This window comes from Mycobacterium gastri (assembly GCF_002102175.1).
In the GTDB taxonomy this organism is placed as follows: Bacteria; Actinomycetota; Actinomycetes; order Mycobacteriales; family Mycobacteriaceae; genus Mycobacterium; species Mycobacterium gastri.
Map to the genome: position 1 here is coordinate 137,818 of NZ_LQOX01000129.1, position 15,486 is coordinate 153,303.

A 15,486-nucleotide genomic window follows, 5' to 3' on the forward strand; every position below is an offset into this window, starting at 1 on the left:
GCCCCCGTGACCCGAGGTCGACGCAGCACGCCACACCGGCTGCGCACGCCGGTACTGTGAAATCATGCCTGCCACCGTCGAGATCCGGCGAGCGGCCGACCGGGCCGTCACCACAACCTCCTGGCTGACATCTCGACATTGTTTCTCGTTCGGCGACCACTACGATCCGGACAACACCCACCACGGGCTGCTCCTGGTCAGCAACGACGACATCGTGCAACCGGCAAGAGGATTCGACACTCACCCGCACCGCGACATGGAGATCGTGACCTGGGTGCTGGAAGGTGAACTGACCCACCGGGATTCGACGGGCAACCACGGCGTGATCTACCCCGGTCTGGCCCAGCGCATGTCGGCGGGCAGCGGAATCTTGCATTCGGAGAAGAACGGGTCATCCACGCAGCCAGTGCGTTTCGTGCAGATGTGGATAGTGCCCGACCAGACCGGCATCGACCCGGGCTACCAGCAGCACGATATGGGCGCCGAGCTGTCGAACGGCGGTCTGGTCGCCATCGCCTCGGGCATCAAGGGACACAGCGCCGCGATCACCCTGCACAACCGCAGCGCGGCCCTGCACGCGGCGCGATTGCGGCCCGGCGACACGGTCGACGTCCCCCCGGCGCCGTATCTGCATCTGTTCGTCGCCCGCGGCGGGGTCACCTTGGACGGTGTCGGCGTGCTGACCCAAGGGGATGCGGTCCGCTGCACCGACACCGGCGCCCGGCGGCTCACCGCCGACGGCGTTGCGGAAGTCCTGGTGTGGGAGATGCACGCAAGCCTGAGGTCCTGACCCCGCTCTGACACCACATAGAGTGGGCACGACAGACAGGAGCCCACATGTCTCAATCGCAGCCGCGGCACGCCGCCCCGAACCCCAAGCGCGGCATCAAGTCGGTTCGGACCGTGCGGTTCTGGGCGGCACCGATCCTCATCACACTGGCCCTCATGTCGGCACTGGCCGCGCTCTACCTCGGCGGAATCCTGAACCCGGCTACCAACCTGCGTCACTTCCCGATCGCTGTGGTCAACCAGGACGCCGGGCCCACGGGCAAGCAGATTGTCGACGGGCTGGTGGCCGGATTGGACAAGAACAAGTACGACGTGCGCGTCGTCTCCCACGATGAGGCCAAGCAGCTTCTGGACCGGGCTGAGGTCTACGGTTCGGCCGTCATTCCACCGACCTTCTCGTCGAGCCTGCGAGATTACGCGATGAGCGCCGTGCAGCCGACCCACGCGGACCGGCCCACGATTACCATCTCGACCAATCCGCGCGCGGGCACCCTGGGCTCGAGCATCGCCGCCCAGACGTTGACCCAAGCGATGGCCGTGGTGAATACCAAAGTCGGGCAACGACTTACCGCCGATGTTGCCGCGCAGACCGGCGGCGCGCCGCTGGCCGGAGCCGCCGCGCTGGGGCTGACCAATCCGATCGACGTCAAATCCACGGTCTACAACCCGCTGCCCAATGGAACCGGTAATGGCCTGTCAGCCTTCTACTATTCACTTTTGCTGCTGCTGGCCGGATTTACCGGCAGCATCGTGGTCAGCACGCTGGTGGACTCTATGCTCGGTTATGTACCAGCCGAATTCGGCCCGGTGTATCGCTTCTCCGAGCAGGTCCGCATCTCACGCTTCCGCACCCTGCTGCTGAAGTGGGGATTGATGACGGTGCTGGCCTTGCTGACGTCGGCGGTGTACCTGGCGATCGGCCATGGCCTGGGCATGCCCATTTCGCTCGGCTGGCAATTGTGGCTGTACGGAGTGTTCGCGATCGTCGCGGTGGGCGTCACGTCCAGTTCGCTGATCGCGGTGCTGGGCTCGATGGGCTTACTGGTGAGCATGTTGGTCTTCGTCATCCTCGGGCTACCGTCGGCGGGCGCTACCGTTCCCCTGGAGGCGGTGCCGCCGTTCTTCCGCTGGCTGGCCACATTCGAGCCGATGCACCAAGTGTTCCTGGGGGTACGGTCGCTGCTCTACCTCGACGGTCACGCCGACGCCGGGTTGTCGCACGCCCTGGCGATGACCTCCATCGGTTTGGTCATCGGCCTGCTGTTAGGGGGCATCATCACCCACCTGTACGACCGCAAGGGGTTCCACCGGATACAGGGGGCGGTCGAGATGGCTATTGCGGCGGAGCACCAAGCGCAGCACCAGGCACGGGAACGGGCCCGCGCCGGCGCCGGCGCCGCCGAGAGCGCAAGCGAAAATTCGAGCCAGCAAACGTAATTCGACCGCGGCCGGGTCGTCACAGCACTGTTATACAAGTTGACAGTGTGACGGATGTGACTGATTCTGGGATGGCCGCTTCCCGATCGGGCCGAAAGGGCTACCGTGCTGACGCCATCTGCCAGCCTGCGCCGACTTGCGGCTTGTCTTGCCATGGTGGCTGCATGCGCCACGCTCACGGCCACCACGGGACAACCCCTCGCCCACGCCGCCGACGGTCGCGAGATGCTCGAACACGCCATCGCCACGACCAAGGGCTCCTACCTGGTGTACAACTTCGGCGGCGGACACCCGATGCCGCTGCTCAACGGCGAGGGCGGCCGCTACGAGATGAACAACGGCGGCCATCTCATGATCATCAAGAATGCGTCGCAGCGGCTGCAGCCACACCTGCTGGTCGACACTCACACCGGTGACCAGGCGCGCTGCGAACACAATGCCGGGGCGCGCACCAACGAAGGGCTCTGGCAGGCATCGGAGATCTACGCACCGCTGCAGGCCTGGCAGCGAATGGGACAACCGACAATCGCGATCAACGCCAACTTCTTCGACGTGCGCCCGCAGAAGGGCGGCTCGTGGCGCTCGACCGGTTGCAGTTCGCCATTGGGCGCGTTCGTCGACAACACCCACGGCCAGGGCCGCGCCAACCAGGCGGTCACCGGCACCGTCGCCTACGCCGGCAAGCAGGGGCTGTCCGGCGGAAACGAGACCTGGACGTCGCTGACCACCATGATCATCCCGGCTGGTGGCGCGCCATATGTGTTGCGGCCCAGGGGCAGAGAAGACTACGACCTGGCCACTCCGGTGATCCAGGACTTGCTCAACAAGAACGCGAAGTTCGTCGCCGTCGCCGGGATCGGGCTGTTGTCGCCCGGCAACACCGGCCAACTTCACGACGGTGGCCCAAGTGCCGCGCGTACGGCGCTGGCCTACGCCAAGCAGAAAGACGAGATGTACATCTTCGAAGGAGGTAACTACACGCCGGACAACATTCAAGACCTCTTCCGGGGCCTTGGCAGCGATACGGCGATCCTGCTCGACGGTGGTGGGTCATCGGCAATTGTGTTGCGCCGCGACACCGGAGGCATGTGGGCCGGCGCGGGATCGCCGAAGGGCTCGTGCGACACCCGCGAGGTCCTCTGCGACTCCCACGAACGGGCGCTGCCCAGTTGGCTCGCTTTCAACTAGTAAGCGCCTGAGGCGTTTTGCGATCCAGGGGGCCGTAGCGGAAGACCAGCATGCTCACCGAGATCACGGCGGCGGCCAGTGCGAACACCGGCGCCACGGTCACCCTGGACATGGCGGCACCGAGCAGGGCGCCGCCGCACATCGCCGCGATCACACTGTAGCGCAGCAGGTTTCGGCCACCCGTGCCGCCGGCCAGCCGGCTCTCGGCGCCGATCGCGACGATGGTCGACGTCAACATCGTGGTGCTGAGTTCGCGAATGCCGAACTCCCGAGCGATCGCGTTCTGCAAGCCGAACGTCAGCGCGAGCCCACCGATGAGAAACAGCTTGGTGCTGTCGTGATAGCGCAGTACCCCGCTGCCAGCCAGTACCGACAACGTAGCCAGCACCGAGATCTCGGTCCCCAGCGCCGCGCTGATCCAGCGTCGTGGCTCACCACCGAGCGCCCGAGTCAACCGGCCGCCGATGATTGTGCCGATGACGAAGGTGACCACGGACACCACGCCGGCGACCAGGTCGATTCCCGACTGCGACTTCGGCACCAGGCAAATGCCGAGGAAGATCACGTTACCGGTCATGTTGGCCACGAACACATGCCCGAGGACCAGCACACTGATCGCGTCGGCCAAGCCGGTGGCGAAGGTCAGCAACAGCAGCGCGGCGATCGTCAACCGGTGATAGCCGGGCAAGCTGACGGCCATGTGACCCCTCGACAGGCCGGGGCTACAGCCGAGGCGTCAAATCCAGCGAGGTGATCGTCGTCATCCTGGTCACAAACCAGCGGGAGTTATCCCGCTTCATGATCAGCCGGTACGACAGATACTTCATTGCCGGAATGTTCTTGGTCAGCGGGCTGGTGGTCGTAGTGTTCGTGTACACGATGGCGACCGCATTGGGACCATCCAGCGATTCGACGGCCACGCCGGTGACCTCGGTGTTATTGGTGACCTTGGCTTGCTTGTTCGGCGCGACGATGCTGTCGACGAATTTCCGGTATTGCGCTCCGAAGTCACCGCTGAGGTAGACCGCCGCGCGATCGGCCAGCTTGTCCATGTTTTCCGGGGTATAGGTCCACAACGTGGTGATCGCGTTCGCCGCGGTTCGCGCCACGTCGAGCTTGACGGCGACGATCGCGCGATCAGCCAGGTAAGGCTGCAGGGTCGCGCCGGCAAATGCGGCGGAACCCACGAAAAGCGACACGACCAGTCCAGCGACGACTGCGGCGACTCGCTTGCCGCTGGGGCGTTTCACCTTGCCGGTCAGTCGCTTGAGGAACCCGACCTTGCGCCCGGCGCCATCAGCGGCGACCTCGGTGTTGGTGTCGGTGTCGGCGCCGTCGGCTTGTTCGGACTGATCCTTTGCTGCTGCCGCAGTGTCGTCGCCTCCAGGTGCCGCGTCCATCGACTCGATTGCTCGAGTTGCCTGATCGTCCAACTCGGCCTGGGAATCGGCCTCGGGGTCGGACGCGTCAGAGCTGGCCGCGGTCAGATCATCTGCAGCAGGTTGCTGATCTTCCACTGATTCCCTTCCTGCTTAGCCGTGGCAGCCCAACGGTTGGTGTTCTCGAAGACCTCTTTGCCATCGGCTGACTTGGAGGTGACTTCGGTGGCCACCAAAATGCTGGCGCTGCCATCGTCGTTCCACCGTTCCACGCCCGCGTCAAGGACCGTACCCTTGGCGGGTTCTGCTTGCGCGACCTGAAGCAGGATCTCGTTCGCCCTGTCGTGGTACTGCTTGGCGAAGTCGCCCGTCGCTTGCGCCAATATCCGTTCGACGTATTCGTTGGCGTGATAGGGGTCAACGGAGGTGAACTGGCCCATGAACCATTTCACGTAGTTGACCGCCTCGTGCTCCCGGTGCGCGGCCCGATCCCGCGACACGTGCGCCACCAGCATCAAGCTGGACAGCGTGATCGCCACCACCATCACCGCGGCAGCGGAAATGGCCGCGAGCGGGAACACCCACGGTCGCCTCGGCGGCAACGGGTGCGTGGGCAGCAGGAATCCCTCACCGGGGTGGAATCTGCGACGCGGACTCATTTTCCGTCCCCGGGCGGCTTAGGTTTGGTCAGTACCGTCAAGTCGTCAACGCGCCATTGGTCGTCGCGGTCCCTGGCGAAGCTGACCCGGACGGTTGCGCTGATGTAACGGATGTCGGGCGGTGTGCCACGGCGACCCTGCATGAACAACAGCATGGTCGCACGGTTCGGCGTCGCGGATTGGATAGAACTGCCCGTCACCCAGTATTCGTTGAGGACGGGGTGCCCCTTCGCGACGGTGTCCTGCTGCGCGGCCAACTGACCGCGGTACCTGTCGGTGGTCAGCGATTGTGCTCGAGCGAAGTCCTCACGCAACGTTTTCGGGTCGTACGTCAACATCTGGGAGACCATTTTCGGACCCTGCGTCGCAAGCTCTGCACAGGTTCGATCGGTTGCCTTGTCGTAGGAGTACACCACGGCATAGCTCACACCGGCACCGCCCACGCATAGCCCGGCCGCGGTGAGCAATGCCACCGCCGTCCAGCGCCGGACCCTGGCCGGCCGCTCGCCGGGATCGACGGTTCGCACCTCGGTGCCCAACAGCATGTCGGCGAAGGTGCGCCGGTCCGGGTCCCACAGCGGCCACAGCCATCCGACCATGAGCGGCACGGTGTCGGCCAGGTGAGCCAGGTCGCGCACCATCAGCCGCCACGGGCCGACGGCGTCTCCGTCATGGCGTACCACCGCGATTCCGCACAGGGCGCGTCCCAGGGTCCAACCGGTCAGGGCGGGCAGTAGCCACCGGTTGACCGACATCAGCAGGGTCACCAAGGCCAGGATGGCGACACACACCCACCACCATGCGCTGTCCGACGGCACGGTAAACGAGACCAGCGCCAGCGTCGCCACCACCGCGATGCCCGGCAGCACATCAACGGCGAATGCAGCCACCCGCAAATGCCATGGCGCCAACGCCTTCTCGGCTAGGGCGTGGACGGTCTCGGGGGTCTGGATCTCCTCGACCACCACCGTCACTTCGTCACCTGATCGAGTTTCGAAATCTTGTACTGGCCGTCCGTCGGTGTCATCCGAACCCGCAACCGGTAGCCCGTTTCCTGATCCTGCGCCTGATTGTTGGACATCCGGACGCGCAGGGCGACGATCACGTCTACCGATCCGTCGGGATTGTTTCGCTCGACCGCAGCCCGCATATCGGTCAACTGAACGTGCACATTGGCGGCCTGGTAAGCCTGAACGAGCATGCTGCTGTAGAGCACGGCCTGGGAGCGGTACTGATCGGTGCCGCAGTCGATGATCTTCTGTTCACTGGCGGCCATGGAGCTCGTATCCGGCGCCTGGGTGACCGCGACGCAGTCCTTGGCCACCTGAAGCGCTGCCGCGTTGTTGCGGGCTACTACCTCGCTCTGCCGGTGGGCGCGCAGCGCCAGATAGCCGCCCGCCCCGATGCCGCCGGCGACGAGCACCAGCGCCGCGCTGATACCGACTAGCCACCCACGGCCCAAACGCGACGGGCGCCGCTCGATGGTTTGGTCCTCACGTACGGTGTCGGAGGTGTCCGGACCGGCTTCGTCCTCCGATTCGGCTGAGTCCTCGTCCGTCGCCTCGGCGCTGTCCTGACCGGGCTCAGATTCCGCAGTCAGTTCACCCTCCGTGTCGGGGGTGGCTGAGCCGGTGTGGGCCGCGGATTCTGACGAGTCCTCGTCCGTTGCCTCGGGGCTCGGCGAATTATCCGCGTCGATGGGGTTCAGCCGGCTGGCGCCAGCATCTCCTTCCATCCGTCGTCTCCTGTTTTGGTCGAGTTTTCGACGGAGTATCTGACGCCGTCGGGCCCTACCAGTTCACCGCTCTGAGGGCTGTAGACCGCCGTGGGCGGCCCGCCCGGAGTGTAGACACAGGGGTTGGGCTGCTGTCCGTTGCACTGCACAGTACCCGAACCGGGCCGCTGTAGCGGGTCACTGACCGGAGGCGGCGTCCCGCCCGGAGGCAGTCGATCGGCCGGCGCCGGGTTCATGCCGTTATTGATCGACGGCGCCGGGATCACCAAGCCGGGCTTCACCGGCTGATCGCAGCGCGCCGCCGGTGCCGGGCACGTCAAGATCTGGTTGGGGTCGCCATACCAGGGATTGGTGCCCGCCGGAACGTACGGCTTCGGGTCGCGGCACTCCCGGGGCGTGGCCGCTCGCTTGCCTGGGACGTCGACACACGGGATGTTGCGTGACCCGCGCACGCTGTTGGCCGGGGTATCCATCGGAATCTTGCAGTACGTGCCTGTCGGCAACGGCTGCAGGCTGGTGTCGGCGAAAGAGCGCCACTCCGAGGCAGGGATGAACCCGGTCAGACACGGCGGCGGCTGGTTGATCGCCAACGCCAGGTCAAGGGCGGCCATGTTGGGGAAGGGTGCGGCCACTGTCTGCGCGATCGAAGCACCCTGTGGCAAGAACACCAGCACCTGCTCGACGCCCTTGTGGTAACGCTTGAGCAAGTCGAACACGACTTCGAGGTTCGCCAGCGTCTGCGGCAGCGAATCACGCACGTCGGTGAAGACCTCGTTCAGCTGGTCGGCGGTCGGAGCCGCTTGGGACAGAATGCTTTTCACGTTCTGGTCCCGTTGCGCGGTCTGCGCTGCCAGCGTGTTGAGGTTGTGTGCCCAGCGTTCGATCGCATCGCCCGAGCGGACCTGGCTGTCGATGACCGGTCCGGAGTGCTCGATGATGTCGTCGACGTCTTTGATCTGGGTGCGGAAATCACCGACGATTGCCTGCGTGGCGTCGACCAGCCGTTGCAGGGCAGGGCCCAAACCTCCCACGGCTTGCGCCGTCTCGTCGAGCAGCACGGGGATCTTGTCCGCCGGCAACACCTGAAGTCCGCGGTTAGCGGTATCCAGGGCGGGCCCGATCTCACTGGGCACCGTCCCCTTGGTGATCGTCTGGCCGGGCGAAAAGACCTTGCCGGGGTTGCCCGTCGACACCAGGTCCAGGTACTGCTCACCGACAGCCGATACCGAATGCACGTTCGCCGACGCATCGATCGGGATCTTGTAGCGGCTGTCGATGCTCATCGTCGCCTCGGCGCCGGTTGGCGTTGGCTCCACGTCGGTGACCTTGCCGATGGTGACGCCGCGATAGGTCACGTTGGCCGTGGGGTACAGGCCGCCCGATGCCGGCAGCTCCGCCTTGAGCGTGTATCGGCCGATGCCTGCCAGCGATGGAATCCGCAGGTAGTAAACCCCGAGGACCAACAGCGAGACCACTGTCAGCACCCCGAACACGATCAACTGGCGTTTGATGAAGGGAGTCAGCATTGCCGGTCGCCCCTTTCCACCAGCGGTCCGCCGGGCGCGTCGTTCGGGTTCGGCGTGTAGCGGACGTCGGGGATCATCGTCTCGGGATCGCGACCGAAGGACTGCTCGAGCGCGCGCAGGGCTCCGGAGAACCCGGTACCGGTGAGCAAGGCGTTGTCCATGGCGCTGAAGGTCACGTCAATCGTGGCCGACACGTTCTGATAGTCGCCGCGGAACAGCTTCGGCACGGTATCAATGTCGTACGGCTGGGTGAGAATCAGCTTCAGCGCGCCGAGCAGGTACTGCGAGCCGCGGCCGAGCTCCTTCAGCGGGCATTGCAGCGCTTGCAAGTCGGTATGCAGCGGGCCGCGTGCCTCCGACAGGTACTGGTCGGTCACCTGGGTGAGCTGTCCCACCGCGTCGACGGCGTTGATGAGCAGGTCGCGCGTGTCGGCGAAGTGCTTGATCAGCGGCGGGATGTCGGTCAGCACCCGGTCCAGCACGTCGGCTCGACGACCCACGTAGACCAGCAACCGGTTGGTGGAGTCGATAGCGTGGGTGATGTCATCGCGTTGCTGGTTGAGCTGGTCGGTAAAGGTGTCCAGCTTGGTAAGGAAGGCCCGAATCTGGTCGGCCCGCCCATGGAACACGTTGTAGACCTCGTTCTGGAGCACCTCCAGATTCGGGATGCCGCCACCGCGCAAAATCATCGAGATGCTGGCCAGTGTTTGCTCGGTGTTGGGATATGCGGAGGAGTTCTTCAGCGAAATGGTGCAATCTTGTTTGCGGTGCGGCGGCGGGCACAGCGGCTGCGGGGACGGGTCGGGCGGCAACGCGAGCTCCACATGCTGAGAACCAAGCAAACTGGTCTGTCCGATCTTGGCGATCGCGTTTCTCGGTAGCTTGACGCCCTTGTCGATGCCCAGCTTGAGGGTCGCTATCCAGTTCTCCAATCTGATGTCGCGTATCGAGCCCACCGTGACGTCGGCGACCATCACCTTGCTGTTGCCGTTGATCGCCAGTGTGTCGGGCACCTGCACATAGAGGACGTAGGACCCGTCCCCGGTGCCCGGACCACCCGGAATCGACACATTGGAGATCCCGCGCCAGCCGCACGAGCTCAGCATCAGCGCGACCAGCAGCAACGCCAATGTCTGCCAGGCCCGGTGACGGACGCGTCTCATCGCGCCCCTCGGTGCCCAATGGCTCGGCTTGCTCTTCGCGCCTACCGCGCTCATCGCGCCCCTCACTGACCCGCTCCTGCCTCAGCGGGAAGTGGAGCGCCTACCGGTGCGGGCGCCGCTGCCGGCCCGGGCGTCGGGGCAACCGGACCCGGGAGCACCCCTGGGGCGGGCGGCGGCGGCTGGATCGGCACCGGGGCCTGCAAACCGATCGGCGGCAACACCGGGTACTCGTCGTACGCATTCGGCGGTCCGGGTGGCGTCTGCAAGGTGGACTGAACGGGCGGGATGTCTGGGCCTCCCATGAGTTCGGCCAGCGACTCGGGGGTCATCAGGCCCGCCGTGATCGGCCCCACCTGCTGTCCCTGCATGCCGGGGGCGACAATCCAGCCCTGCTGGGTGTTGCGGTGCGACAACGGAGTATCCGGCACCCAGATCCCCGGGACGGTCGTGTCCTTGTACCCGTTCGGCGGCTGCAGCCGCGGCTCGGAGTAGGCGACCTGCTTGGGCAGCACCTCGGCGGTGCTGAAGAAGTTCACCCCGAACGGGAAGTAGTTGAACTTGATCGCATCCAGGATCGGCGCCAGATACTGCGCACAAAGCTCAGCGGACTCCTGATATCCGAGCCGGCTGGCGGCCTGAATCGAACTGCAGACGAATTGCATCGGGTTGGCGAAGGATGTGATCTCCGGGATGGCCACGACGGACCCGTGCGACGGATGGTAGATCTGGTTGACGTTCGACGCCGCCGTCGGCAGGACGTGCAAGGCGGTCTCCAAGCCGTTCAACGGCTCGGGCTGAAGCAGCGTGTTGGTCGCCTCGGCCAGGTTGTTGACGTCGTGAGTCAACACCTCGCGGTTCTTGTCGAGGAACGGCCGGATCGTCGTCAGCAAGCTATCGAACTGCTGCAACGCATTGGAAAGGGCTTGGTCGGAGCTGACCAGCCGGCCGGTGAGGTCGGCCAGGTTCTGGTTCAACGCAACGAACTGCTGGTCATCCTGGTGCAGCGCGTTGACGAACAGCGCCAAGCTGCGGACCACCGCGAAGAAGTCGCCACGGCCTTCGTTCAGTGCGGTCAGCGCCCGAGACAGGTTGTCCAGTGTGGTGTTGAACTGCTTGCCCTTGCCGGCGAGTCCGTTCGCGAACGATTCGAGGACCTCACCGAACGGTCCCGTGGGCTGCTGCGGGGTGGGGCCGAGCTTGTCGATGATGTTGGTGATGCTGTTGCGCAGCTCGTCCCACTCCACCGGTACCTGGGTGCGCTCGATCGGGATGACCGCGTTGTCGGCCAGCACCGGGCCACCTTTGTACGGCGGCTCCAATTGGATCGAGCGCGACGCCACCAGGGTCGGGTTGAGGACCACCGCCGAAGCGTTGGCCGGCACCTTGTACTGGCTCTGATAGTGGAAGGTGACCTTCATCTTGTCGCCAACCGCTTCGATGCTGTCGATCTTGCCCACTTGCAAGCCCATGATCTGGACCTTGTCGCCGGGGTACAGCGCATTTGCGGCAGGGAAATAGGCAACCACGGTGTTGTTGGTCAGCTTCTGGTAAAGCCGCCAGCCGACAAACGCTGCCACCAGGGCCAAGATCACGATCAGCGTTCCGACGATCACCGTCGCCCGCGTCATCCTCGGAAGCCGCAGATTGCGGATGTCAAAGACGGTGCTCAATTCTGGCTCCCTCCAGTCACACCGCTACCGCCGGTGCCTCCTGGGTTGATGTAGGGGTCGGGCAGCTGCGGCCCCGGCCCGGGCGGCGCGGGCGGACCCGGCGGCAGCCCCGGCGCGAATGTCGACGGCGGCGGTGTCGGGCCGGCCGGCGCCAGTTGCTCGGTTCGCGCACCCGGCGGTGCGTTCGGCGGCAGCGGCACCGGGGTGCCCGGAACGTCAGGCGGCGGGTCGCCCGGCCGCCCCGCGATCGGGATGCCCGGCGTCGGCGGCAGGCCATTCGGGTTCGGCGGGGACGCCTCGACGTCCAGCGGCGCCGGGAAGTTCGGACCGCCGAACGGGCCGAGAAGCGCTCCCGCGCAGGGCAGCGGGTTCCAGGGCCGCGGCAGCCCCTCGTCCCCGACGGTGACATTGCCGCCGGGATTGGCCGGCGTGTACGAGCAGGGTGAACCGGGCGGGACAGCCGGCCCCGGGTGCTCGGGCGTGCCCTCCAGCACACCCGGCGCCGGCGGCGGCGCGCCATTGGGGAACCGGGTGCCGTTGGGGTCGGGCCAACGGTATTCCGGCAACCCGGCGCTGCGCCAGAAATTCTCCGGGTCCAGGCCCCGCTTCTTGAACGCGGCGTCGATGAAGGGCTGCAGAATCTGCCCCGGAACCAGGTTGTGGATGACCACCTTGAAGAACGGTCCCGACGCGATGGACTCATTCAGCGACGGGAGGAATCCGCCGACCATCAGCAGCCCGTTTGCCAGGTCGTCTTTGCGCTCAACCAGGATGTCGCTGACCTGACGTAGCTGCTCGAGCACATGGTTGAGGTTCGGGTTGTCGTTGATCAGCCCCTGCACCTGGGCCGAGAACGAAGCGACGTTGGCCAGTAGTGCGTCGATGGCGCGCCCGCGTTCGTTGAACGCGGCGATCAACGTCTTCGCGTTGACCAACAGCCGGTCCACCTGCTGGCTGCGGTCCCCGAGGATGCTGGCCACCTGGTTGGCCTGCGCAAGCAGGTGCTTGATCTCCTGGTCGCGCTTGCCGATGGTGTCGGAGAACTTGGCCACGCCCTCGAGGGTGGCGCTCAGATGCGGGTAGGTCTGGTCGATGGTCTGCGACAACACATGCAGCGACTGCTTGACCGTGTCGATGTCCCAGCCGGTGGCCGCCTTGGTGACGTCGAAGAAGGCGTCGTAAATCTGGTACGGAGTGGTGCTCTGGCCCAACGGCAATGTGCCCCCCGGCCGCAGCGGCTGGTTGCCGCGCGCCTCGATCTCGAGGACCTTCTTGCCGAGGATGGTGTCGGTGCGGATCGCCAGCCGGCTTTCGGTGCCGATGACGTTGGTGCCGACCGAGAATTTGATCTTGATGTGGTCACCGTCGATCGACAGGGCCTCGACCTTGCCGACGTCCATGCCGGCGATGCGCACCTTGTCACCCTTGTTGAGACCACCGGAGTCGGTGAACTGCCCGTAGTAGCTCGGCCGTGCGAACAACATGGGGACGCTGGTGAAGCTCTGGCCGACGGCGACGACGATGATCATCACCACGATGCCCATGAGGCCGATACGAAGCCGATTGGGAGGTTCCAGCGTTCTCATTGTGGCGTGCACCTACCCGTCGGCTGGGTGAAGAGCCGGACCGTGCGCACCGGCCCGCCGGGCTGCAGCCCATTGATTCTGAGGCTGATGTCGCAGGAGTAGAAATTCACGAAGTCCCCGTAGGACCCGATGGTGCGCCCGATCATGTTCAGCGCGGTCGGGACCTTGTGCAGGAAGTCGTTCAACTCCTGACGCTGGTCGATGAGCGGCTGCTGGACGGCATCGAGGTAGTTGACGGTCTTGTGCAGCAGTGCGCGGTCCTCGGCCAGCAGATCGGCCACGGTTCCGGCGGCGTTGCTGATGTGCACGATGCCGTCCGCCAACTGGGTACGGTGGTCCTTCAACCCGGTGATCAGCACCTCCAGGTTGTTGACCGTCTGATCGAAGTCCTTGCGATGGCGAACCGTGGTATCCAGCACGGCGTTCAAGTTCTTCACCACCTCGCCGATCGCCTGGTCGCGTTCGGCGATCTGTGAGGTCAGCTGCGCGGTCTGGTCGAGAATGTCGTTGATGGTGCCGCCCTGGCCCTGGAACACGGTGATGAGCGCCGAGGCGATGGTGTTGACCTTGTCCGGGTCCAGCGCCCGGAACACCGGCTTGAAACCGCCGATCAGTGCGTCGAGGTCGAGCGCCGGCGACGTGCGCGACAGCGGAATGAACCCACCCGGCCGCATGACCCGGTCGCTGCCCTCGCCGTCACCGCGCTTGAGTTCCAGGTAACGATTGCCGATCAGGTCGAGGTAGCGGATCTGCGCCGTCGTCGATTGGTAAAGGGGTATCGAACGGTCGACGTCGAAATCCACCCGGACCCGTTTGCCGCCGTCGACCAGCGACACATTTTTGACCTTGCCGATCTCCACCCCCGAAGCGCGGACGAATTGTCCGGGCCGGAGCCCGCTGACGTTGCTGAACTCAGCGGAGTAGCCGTAGGTGCGGTCGAAGCGGATCTGACCGAAAACGATGACGATCATCACGCTGAACAGCACCAGCACCAGTGCGAAGGCGCCGAGTTTTATTACAGTACCGGTGATTTTCATGGGTTGATCGTGTTGTCCCCTACTTGACGGCCCCAGACGTATTCGATCGCGTAGGGCGAACCGGTCTCCAGGTGGTTATAGGGAGCGATGCTGTTGCCGGTGTCCATCACCAACTCGGGTGCCGGCCAGAAGTCGTGGGTGATGTGCTGCCAGCAGCCCGGCGCACCGCCAGGGCCGCCATGCGCGTTGACCCGCGGCAGGTTTTCCGGATACATGTATGGATTCGGCGCTCCGCCGACCACCCCGGCGGCCAGCCCGCCGATCTGTGAGAGCAGCAGCGGCACCAGCGACGTCGGGTTCAGCATCAATCCCAACCCGGACAGCAGCTCGCTGTGAGTGGCCAGCGAGTAGCCGTTGCCGCCGAGGAACGTGGCGGCCTTGGGCTCGATGTCGTGGTAGTTGCGCAGCGTACAGAACAGCTCCGGGCTGTAGGTGTCCAGCAACTGAGCACTGGGCACCAGGTCGGCGGCGCCACGCGCCAGATACGGGCCACCCCGGCCAAAGACGTCCGCTCCGGTGTTGCCGAACCCGACCGCCGCCAGCAAAGCGGCATCCAATTCGCGCTGGTGCTGGTTGAACGTGCGCGCCGTAGGCACCGAATTGTCAAGGAAGTCAAACAAATCCGGCGATGCGTTGGCGTAGACGTCGCCCAGCGCCGCCAACTGCTGAATGTCGCGGCGGGCCTGCGGCATCCGCGGGTTGACATCGTCGAGGATCGCGTTGGCGTTGACGATCGATTGCCCGAAGCGATCGCCCAATCCGGTCAGCGCCTGGGCGGCCGCGCTGAGCGTCAGGTTGAGCTTGACCGGGTCCACCTTCTCGGCAATCGAGGTGATGGTCTGGAACAAGGTATTGATCTCGGTGGTCACCCCGACGGCATTGATGACGCTCTTGGGGGTGAGATGCCCCTTCGAGATGACGTTGCCACGGTCGTCTCTCGGCGTCGTCAGCGACACATACTTGCCGCCGAACACCGTGGTCGCCTTGATTTGCGCGTTGACGTTCTCCGGTACCAGCGAGAGGTACTTCGGATTGACGTTCAAGACGAACTTGGCGGCCGGTTTGCCGTCGCGCGTGATCTCCGAGATGGTGTCGACCCGGCCGATCTGCACACCGTTGTAGGTGACCTTCGAGCCGGGATCCATCACCAGGCCGGCTCGATCGGAAAACATCGTCAGCTTGACCTTCGGGGTGAAATCCCCACGAAACTGCAGGTACACCAACACGAATATGACAAGCGCGAGTACCAGAAAGACAACACCCGCCGTCTTGTACGGCGGGTCGCTGACCTTGTTGACCTTCGCCGGCATCGTCATG

The 15,486-nt window shown here is 65.0% G+C and carries 14 protein-coding genes; 3 read left to right on the forward strand and 11 right to left on the reverse strand.

What is annotated here, in order from left to right:
- The first annotated feature begins 64 nt into the window (after nt 1-64).
- From AWC07_RS20560 to AWC07_RS20570, 3 genes are all read left to right on the forward strand, one after another.
- Nucleotides 65-790 carry a pirin family protein gene (locus AWC07_RS20560; RefSeq protein ID WP_036412126.1) on the forward strand — a complete coding sequence of 242 codons (726 nt, stop codon included), beginning with the start codon at nt 65-67 and terminating at the stop codon, nt 788-790.
- A gap of 47 nt (nt 791-837) precedes the next feature.
- Nucleotides 838-2,226 carry a YhgE/Pip domain-containing protein gene (locus tag AWC07_RS20565; RefSeq protein WP_036412127.1) on the forward strand — a complete coding sequence of 463 codons (1,389 nt, stop codon included), beginning with the start codon at nt 838-840 and terminating at the stop codon, nt 2,224-2,226.
- Nucleotides 2,227-2,331: 105 nt separating this feature from the next.
- On the forward strand, nt 2,332-3,414 hold the full coding sequence (locus tag AWC07_RS20570) for a phosphodiester glycosidase family protein (protein ID WP_036412128.1): 1,083 nt from the start codon (nt 2,332-2,334) through the stop codon (nt 3,412-3,414).
- Here the strand turns inward: AWC07_RS20570 and AWC07_RS20575 are convergent.
- The 11 genes from AWC07_RS20575 to AWC07_RS20625 all read right to left on the reverse strand — a co-directional run bounded on the left by AWC07_RS20575 (nt 3,407) and on the right by AWC07_RS20625 (nt 15,485).
- Nucleotides 3,407-4,114, reverse strand: a complete 708-nt coding sequence (locus AWC07_RS20575) for a YoaK family protein (protein WP_036412129.1) — start codon at nt 4,112-4,114, stop codon at nt 3,407-3,409. The two genes, AWC07_RS20570 and AWC07_RS20575, sit on opposite strands and share 8 nt — an antisense overlap.
- Nucleotides 4,115-4,136: 22 nt before the next feature.
- A complete protein-coding gene (locus AWC07_RS20580) occupies nt 4,137-4,931 on the reverse strand; it encodes a hypothetical protein (protein ID WP_036412131.1) in 795 nt (264 codons plus the stop codon).
- The gene (locus AWC07_RS20585) at nt 4,898-5,452 is read right to left on the reverse strand and encodes a hypothetical protein (RefSeq protein ID WP_036412133.1); all 555 of its coding nucleotides are present in this window, start codon (nt 5,450-5,452) and stop codon (nt 4,898-4,900) included. Before AWC07_RS20585 ends, AWC07_RS20580 begins: the two co-directional genes overlap by 34 nt.
- Complete coding sequence (locus AWC07_RS20590) at nt 5,449-6,426, reverse strand: RDD family protein (protein ID WP_036412135.1); 978 nt, start codon at nt 6,424-6,426, stop codon at nt 5,449-5,451. The genes AWC07_RS20585 and AWC07_RS20590 overlap by 4 nt, the downstream gene beginning before the upstream one ends.
- The gene (locus AWC07_RS20595) at nt 6,423-7,187 is read right to left on the reverse strand and encodes a hypothetical protein (protein ID WP_036412138.1); all 765 of its coding nucleotides are present in this window, start codon (nt 7,185-7,187) and stop codon (nt 6,423-6,425) included. Before AWC07_RS20595 ends, AWC07_RS20590 begins: the two co-directional genes overlap by 4 nt.
- A complete protein-coding gene (locus tag AWC07_RS20600; protein WP_036412140.1) occupies nt 7,157-8,713 on the reverse strand; it encodes a virulence factor Mce family protein in 1,557 nt (518 codons plus the stop codon). Before AWC07_RS20600 ends, AWC07_RS20595 begins: the two co-directional genes overlap by 31 nt.
- Nucleotides 8,707-9,876: a virulence factor Mce family protein gene (locus tag AWC07_RS20605; protein WP_036412141.1), complete on the reverse strand. Its 1,170-nt coding sequence runs from the start codon at nt 9,874-9,876 to the stop codon at nt 8,707-8,709. The genes AWC07_RS20600 and AWC07_RS20605 overlap by 7 nt, the downstream gene beginning before the upstream one ends.
- Before the next feature lie 62 nt (nt 9,877-9,938).
- A complete protein-coding gene (locus AWC07_RS20610; RefSeq protein WP_036412143.1) occupies nt 9,939-11,546 on the reverse strand; it encodes a virulence factor Mce family protein in 1,608 nt (535 codons plus the stop codon).
- Nucleotides 11,543-13,132: a virulence factor Mce family protein gene (locus AWC07_RS20615; RefSeq protein WP_085105211.1), complete on the reverse strand. Its 1,590-nt coding sequence runs from the start codon at nt 13,130-13,132 to the stop codon at nt 11,543-11,545. Before AWC07_RS20615 ends, AWC07_RS20610 begins: the two co-directional genes overlap by 4 nt.
- The gene (locus tag AWC07_RS20620) at nt 13,129-14,169 is read right to left on the reverse strand and encodes a virulence factor Mce family protein (protein WP_036416063.1); all 1,041 of its coding nucleotides are present in this window, start codon (nt 14,167-14,169) and stop codon (nt 13,129-13,131) included. Before AWC07_RS20620 ends, AWC07_RS20615 begins: the two co-directional genes overlap by 4 nt.
- Nucleotides 14,166-15,485, reverse strand: coding sequence for an MCE family protein (locus AWC07_RS20625; RefSeq protein WP_085105212.1), 1,320 nt, complete (start codon nt 15,483-15,485; stop codon nt 14,166-14,168). Before AWC07_RS20625 ends, AWC07_RS20620 begins: the two co-directional genes overlap by 4 nt.
- Nucleotide 15,486 lies beyond the last annotated feature (1 nt).

Coding starts and splice junctions, on each gene's coding strand:
- AWC07_RS20560 (WP_036412126.1), top strand. CDS start 65: ATGCCTGCCACCGTCGAGATCCGGCGAGCGGCCGACCGGGCCGTCACC.
- AWC07_RS20565 (WP_036412127.1), top strand. CDS start 838: ATGTCTCAATCGCAGCCGCGGCACGCCGCCCCGAACCCCAAGCGCGGC.
- AWC07_RS20575 (WP_036412129.1), bottom strand. CDS start 4,114: ATGGCCGTCAGCTTGCCCGGCTATCACCGGTTGACGATCGCCGCGCTG.
- AWC07_RS20585 (WP_036412133.1), bottom strand. CDS start 5,452: ATGAGTCCGCGTCGCAGATTCCACCCCGGTGAGGGATTCCTGCTGCCC.
- AWC07_RS20595 (WP_036412138.1), bottom strand. CDS start 7,187: ATGGAAGGAGATGCTGGCGCCAGCCGGCTGAACCCCATCGACGCGGAT.
- AWC07_RS20600 (WP_036412140.1), bottom strand. CDS start 8,713: ATGCTGACTCCCTTCATCAAACGCCAGTTGATCGTGTTCGGGGTGCTG.
- AWC07_RS20605 (WP_036412141.1), bottom strand. CDS start 9,876: ATGAGACGCGTCCGTCACCGGGCCTGGCAGACATTGGCGTTGCTGCTG.
- AWC07_RS20615 (WP_085105211.1), bottom strand. CDS start 13,132: ATGAGAACGCTGGAACCTCCCAATCGGCTTCGTATCGGCCTCATGGGC.
- AWC07_RS20620 (WP_036416063.1), bottom strand. CDS start 14,169: ATGAAAATCACCGGTACTGTAATAAAACTCGGCGCCTTCGCACTGGTG.
- AWC07_RS20625 (WP_085105212.1), bottom strand. CDS start 15,485: ATGACGATGCCGGCGAAGGTCAACAAGGTCAGCGACCCGCCGTACAAG.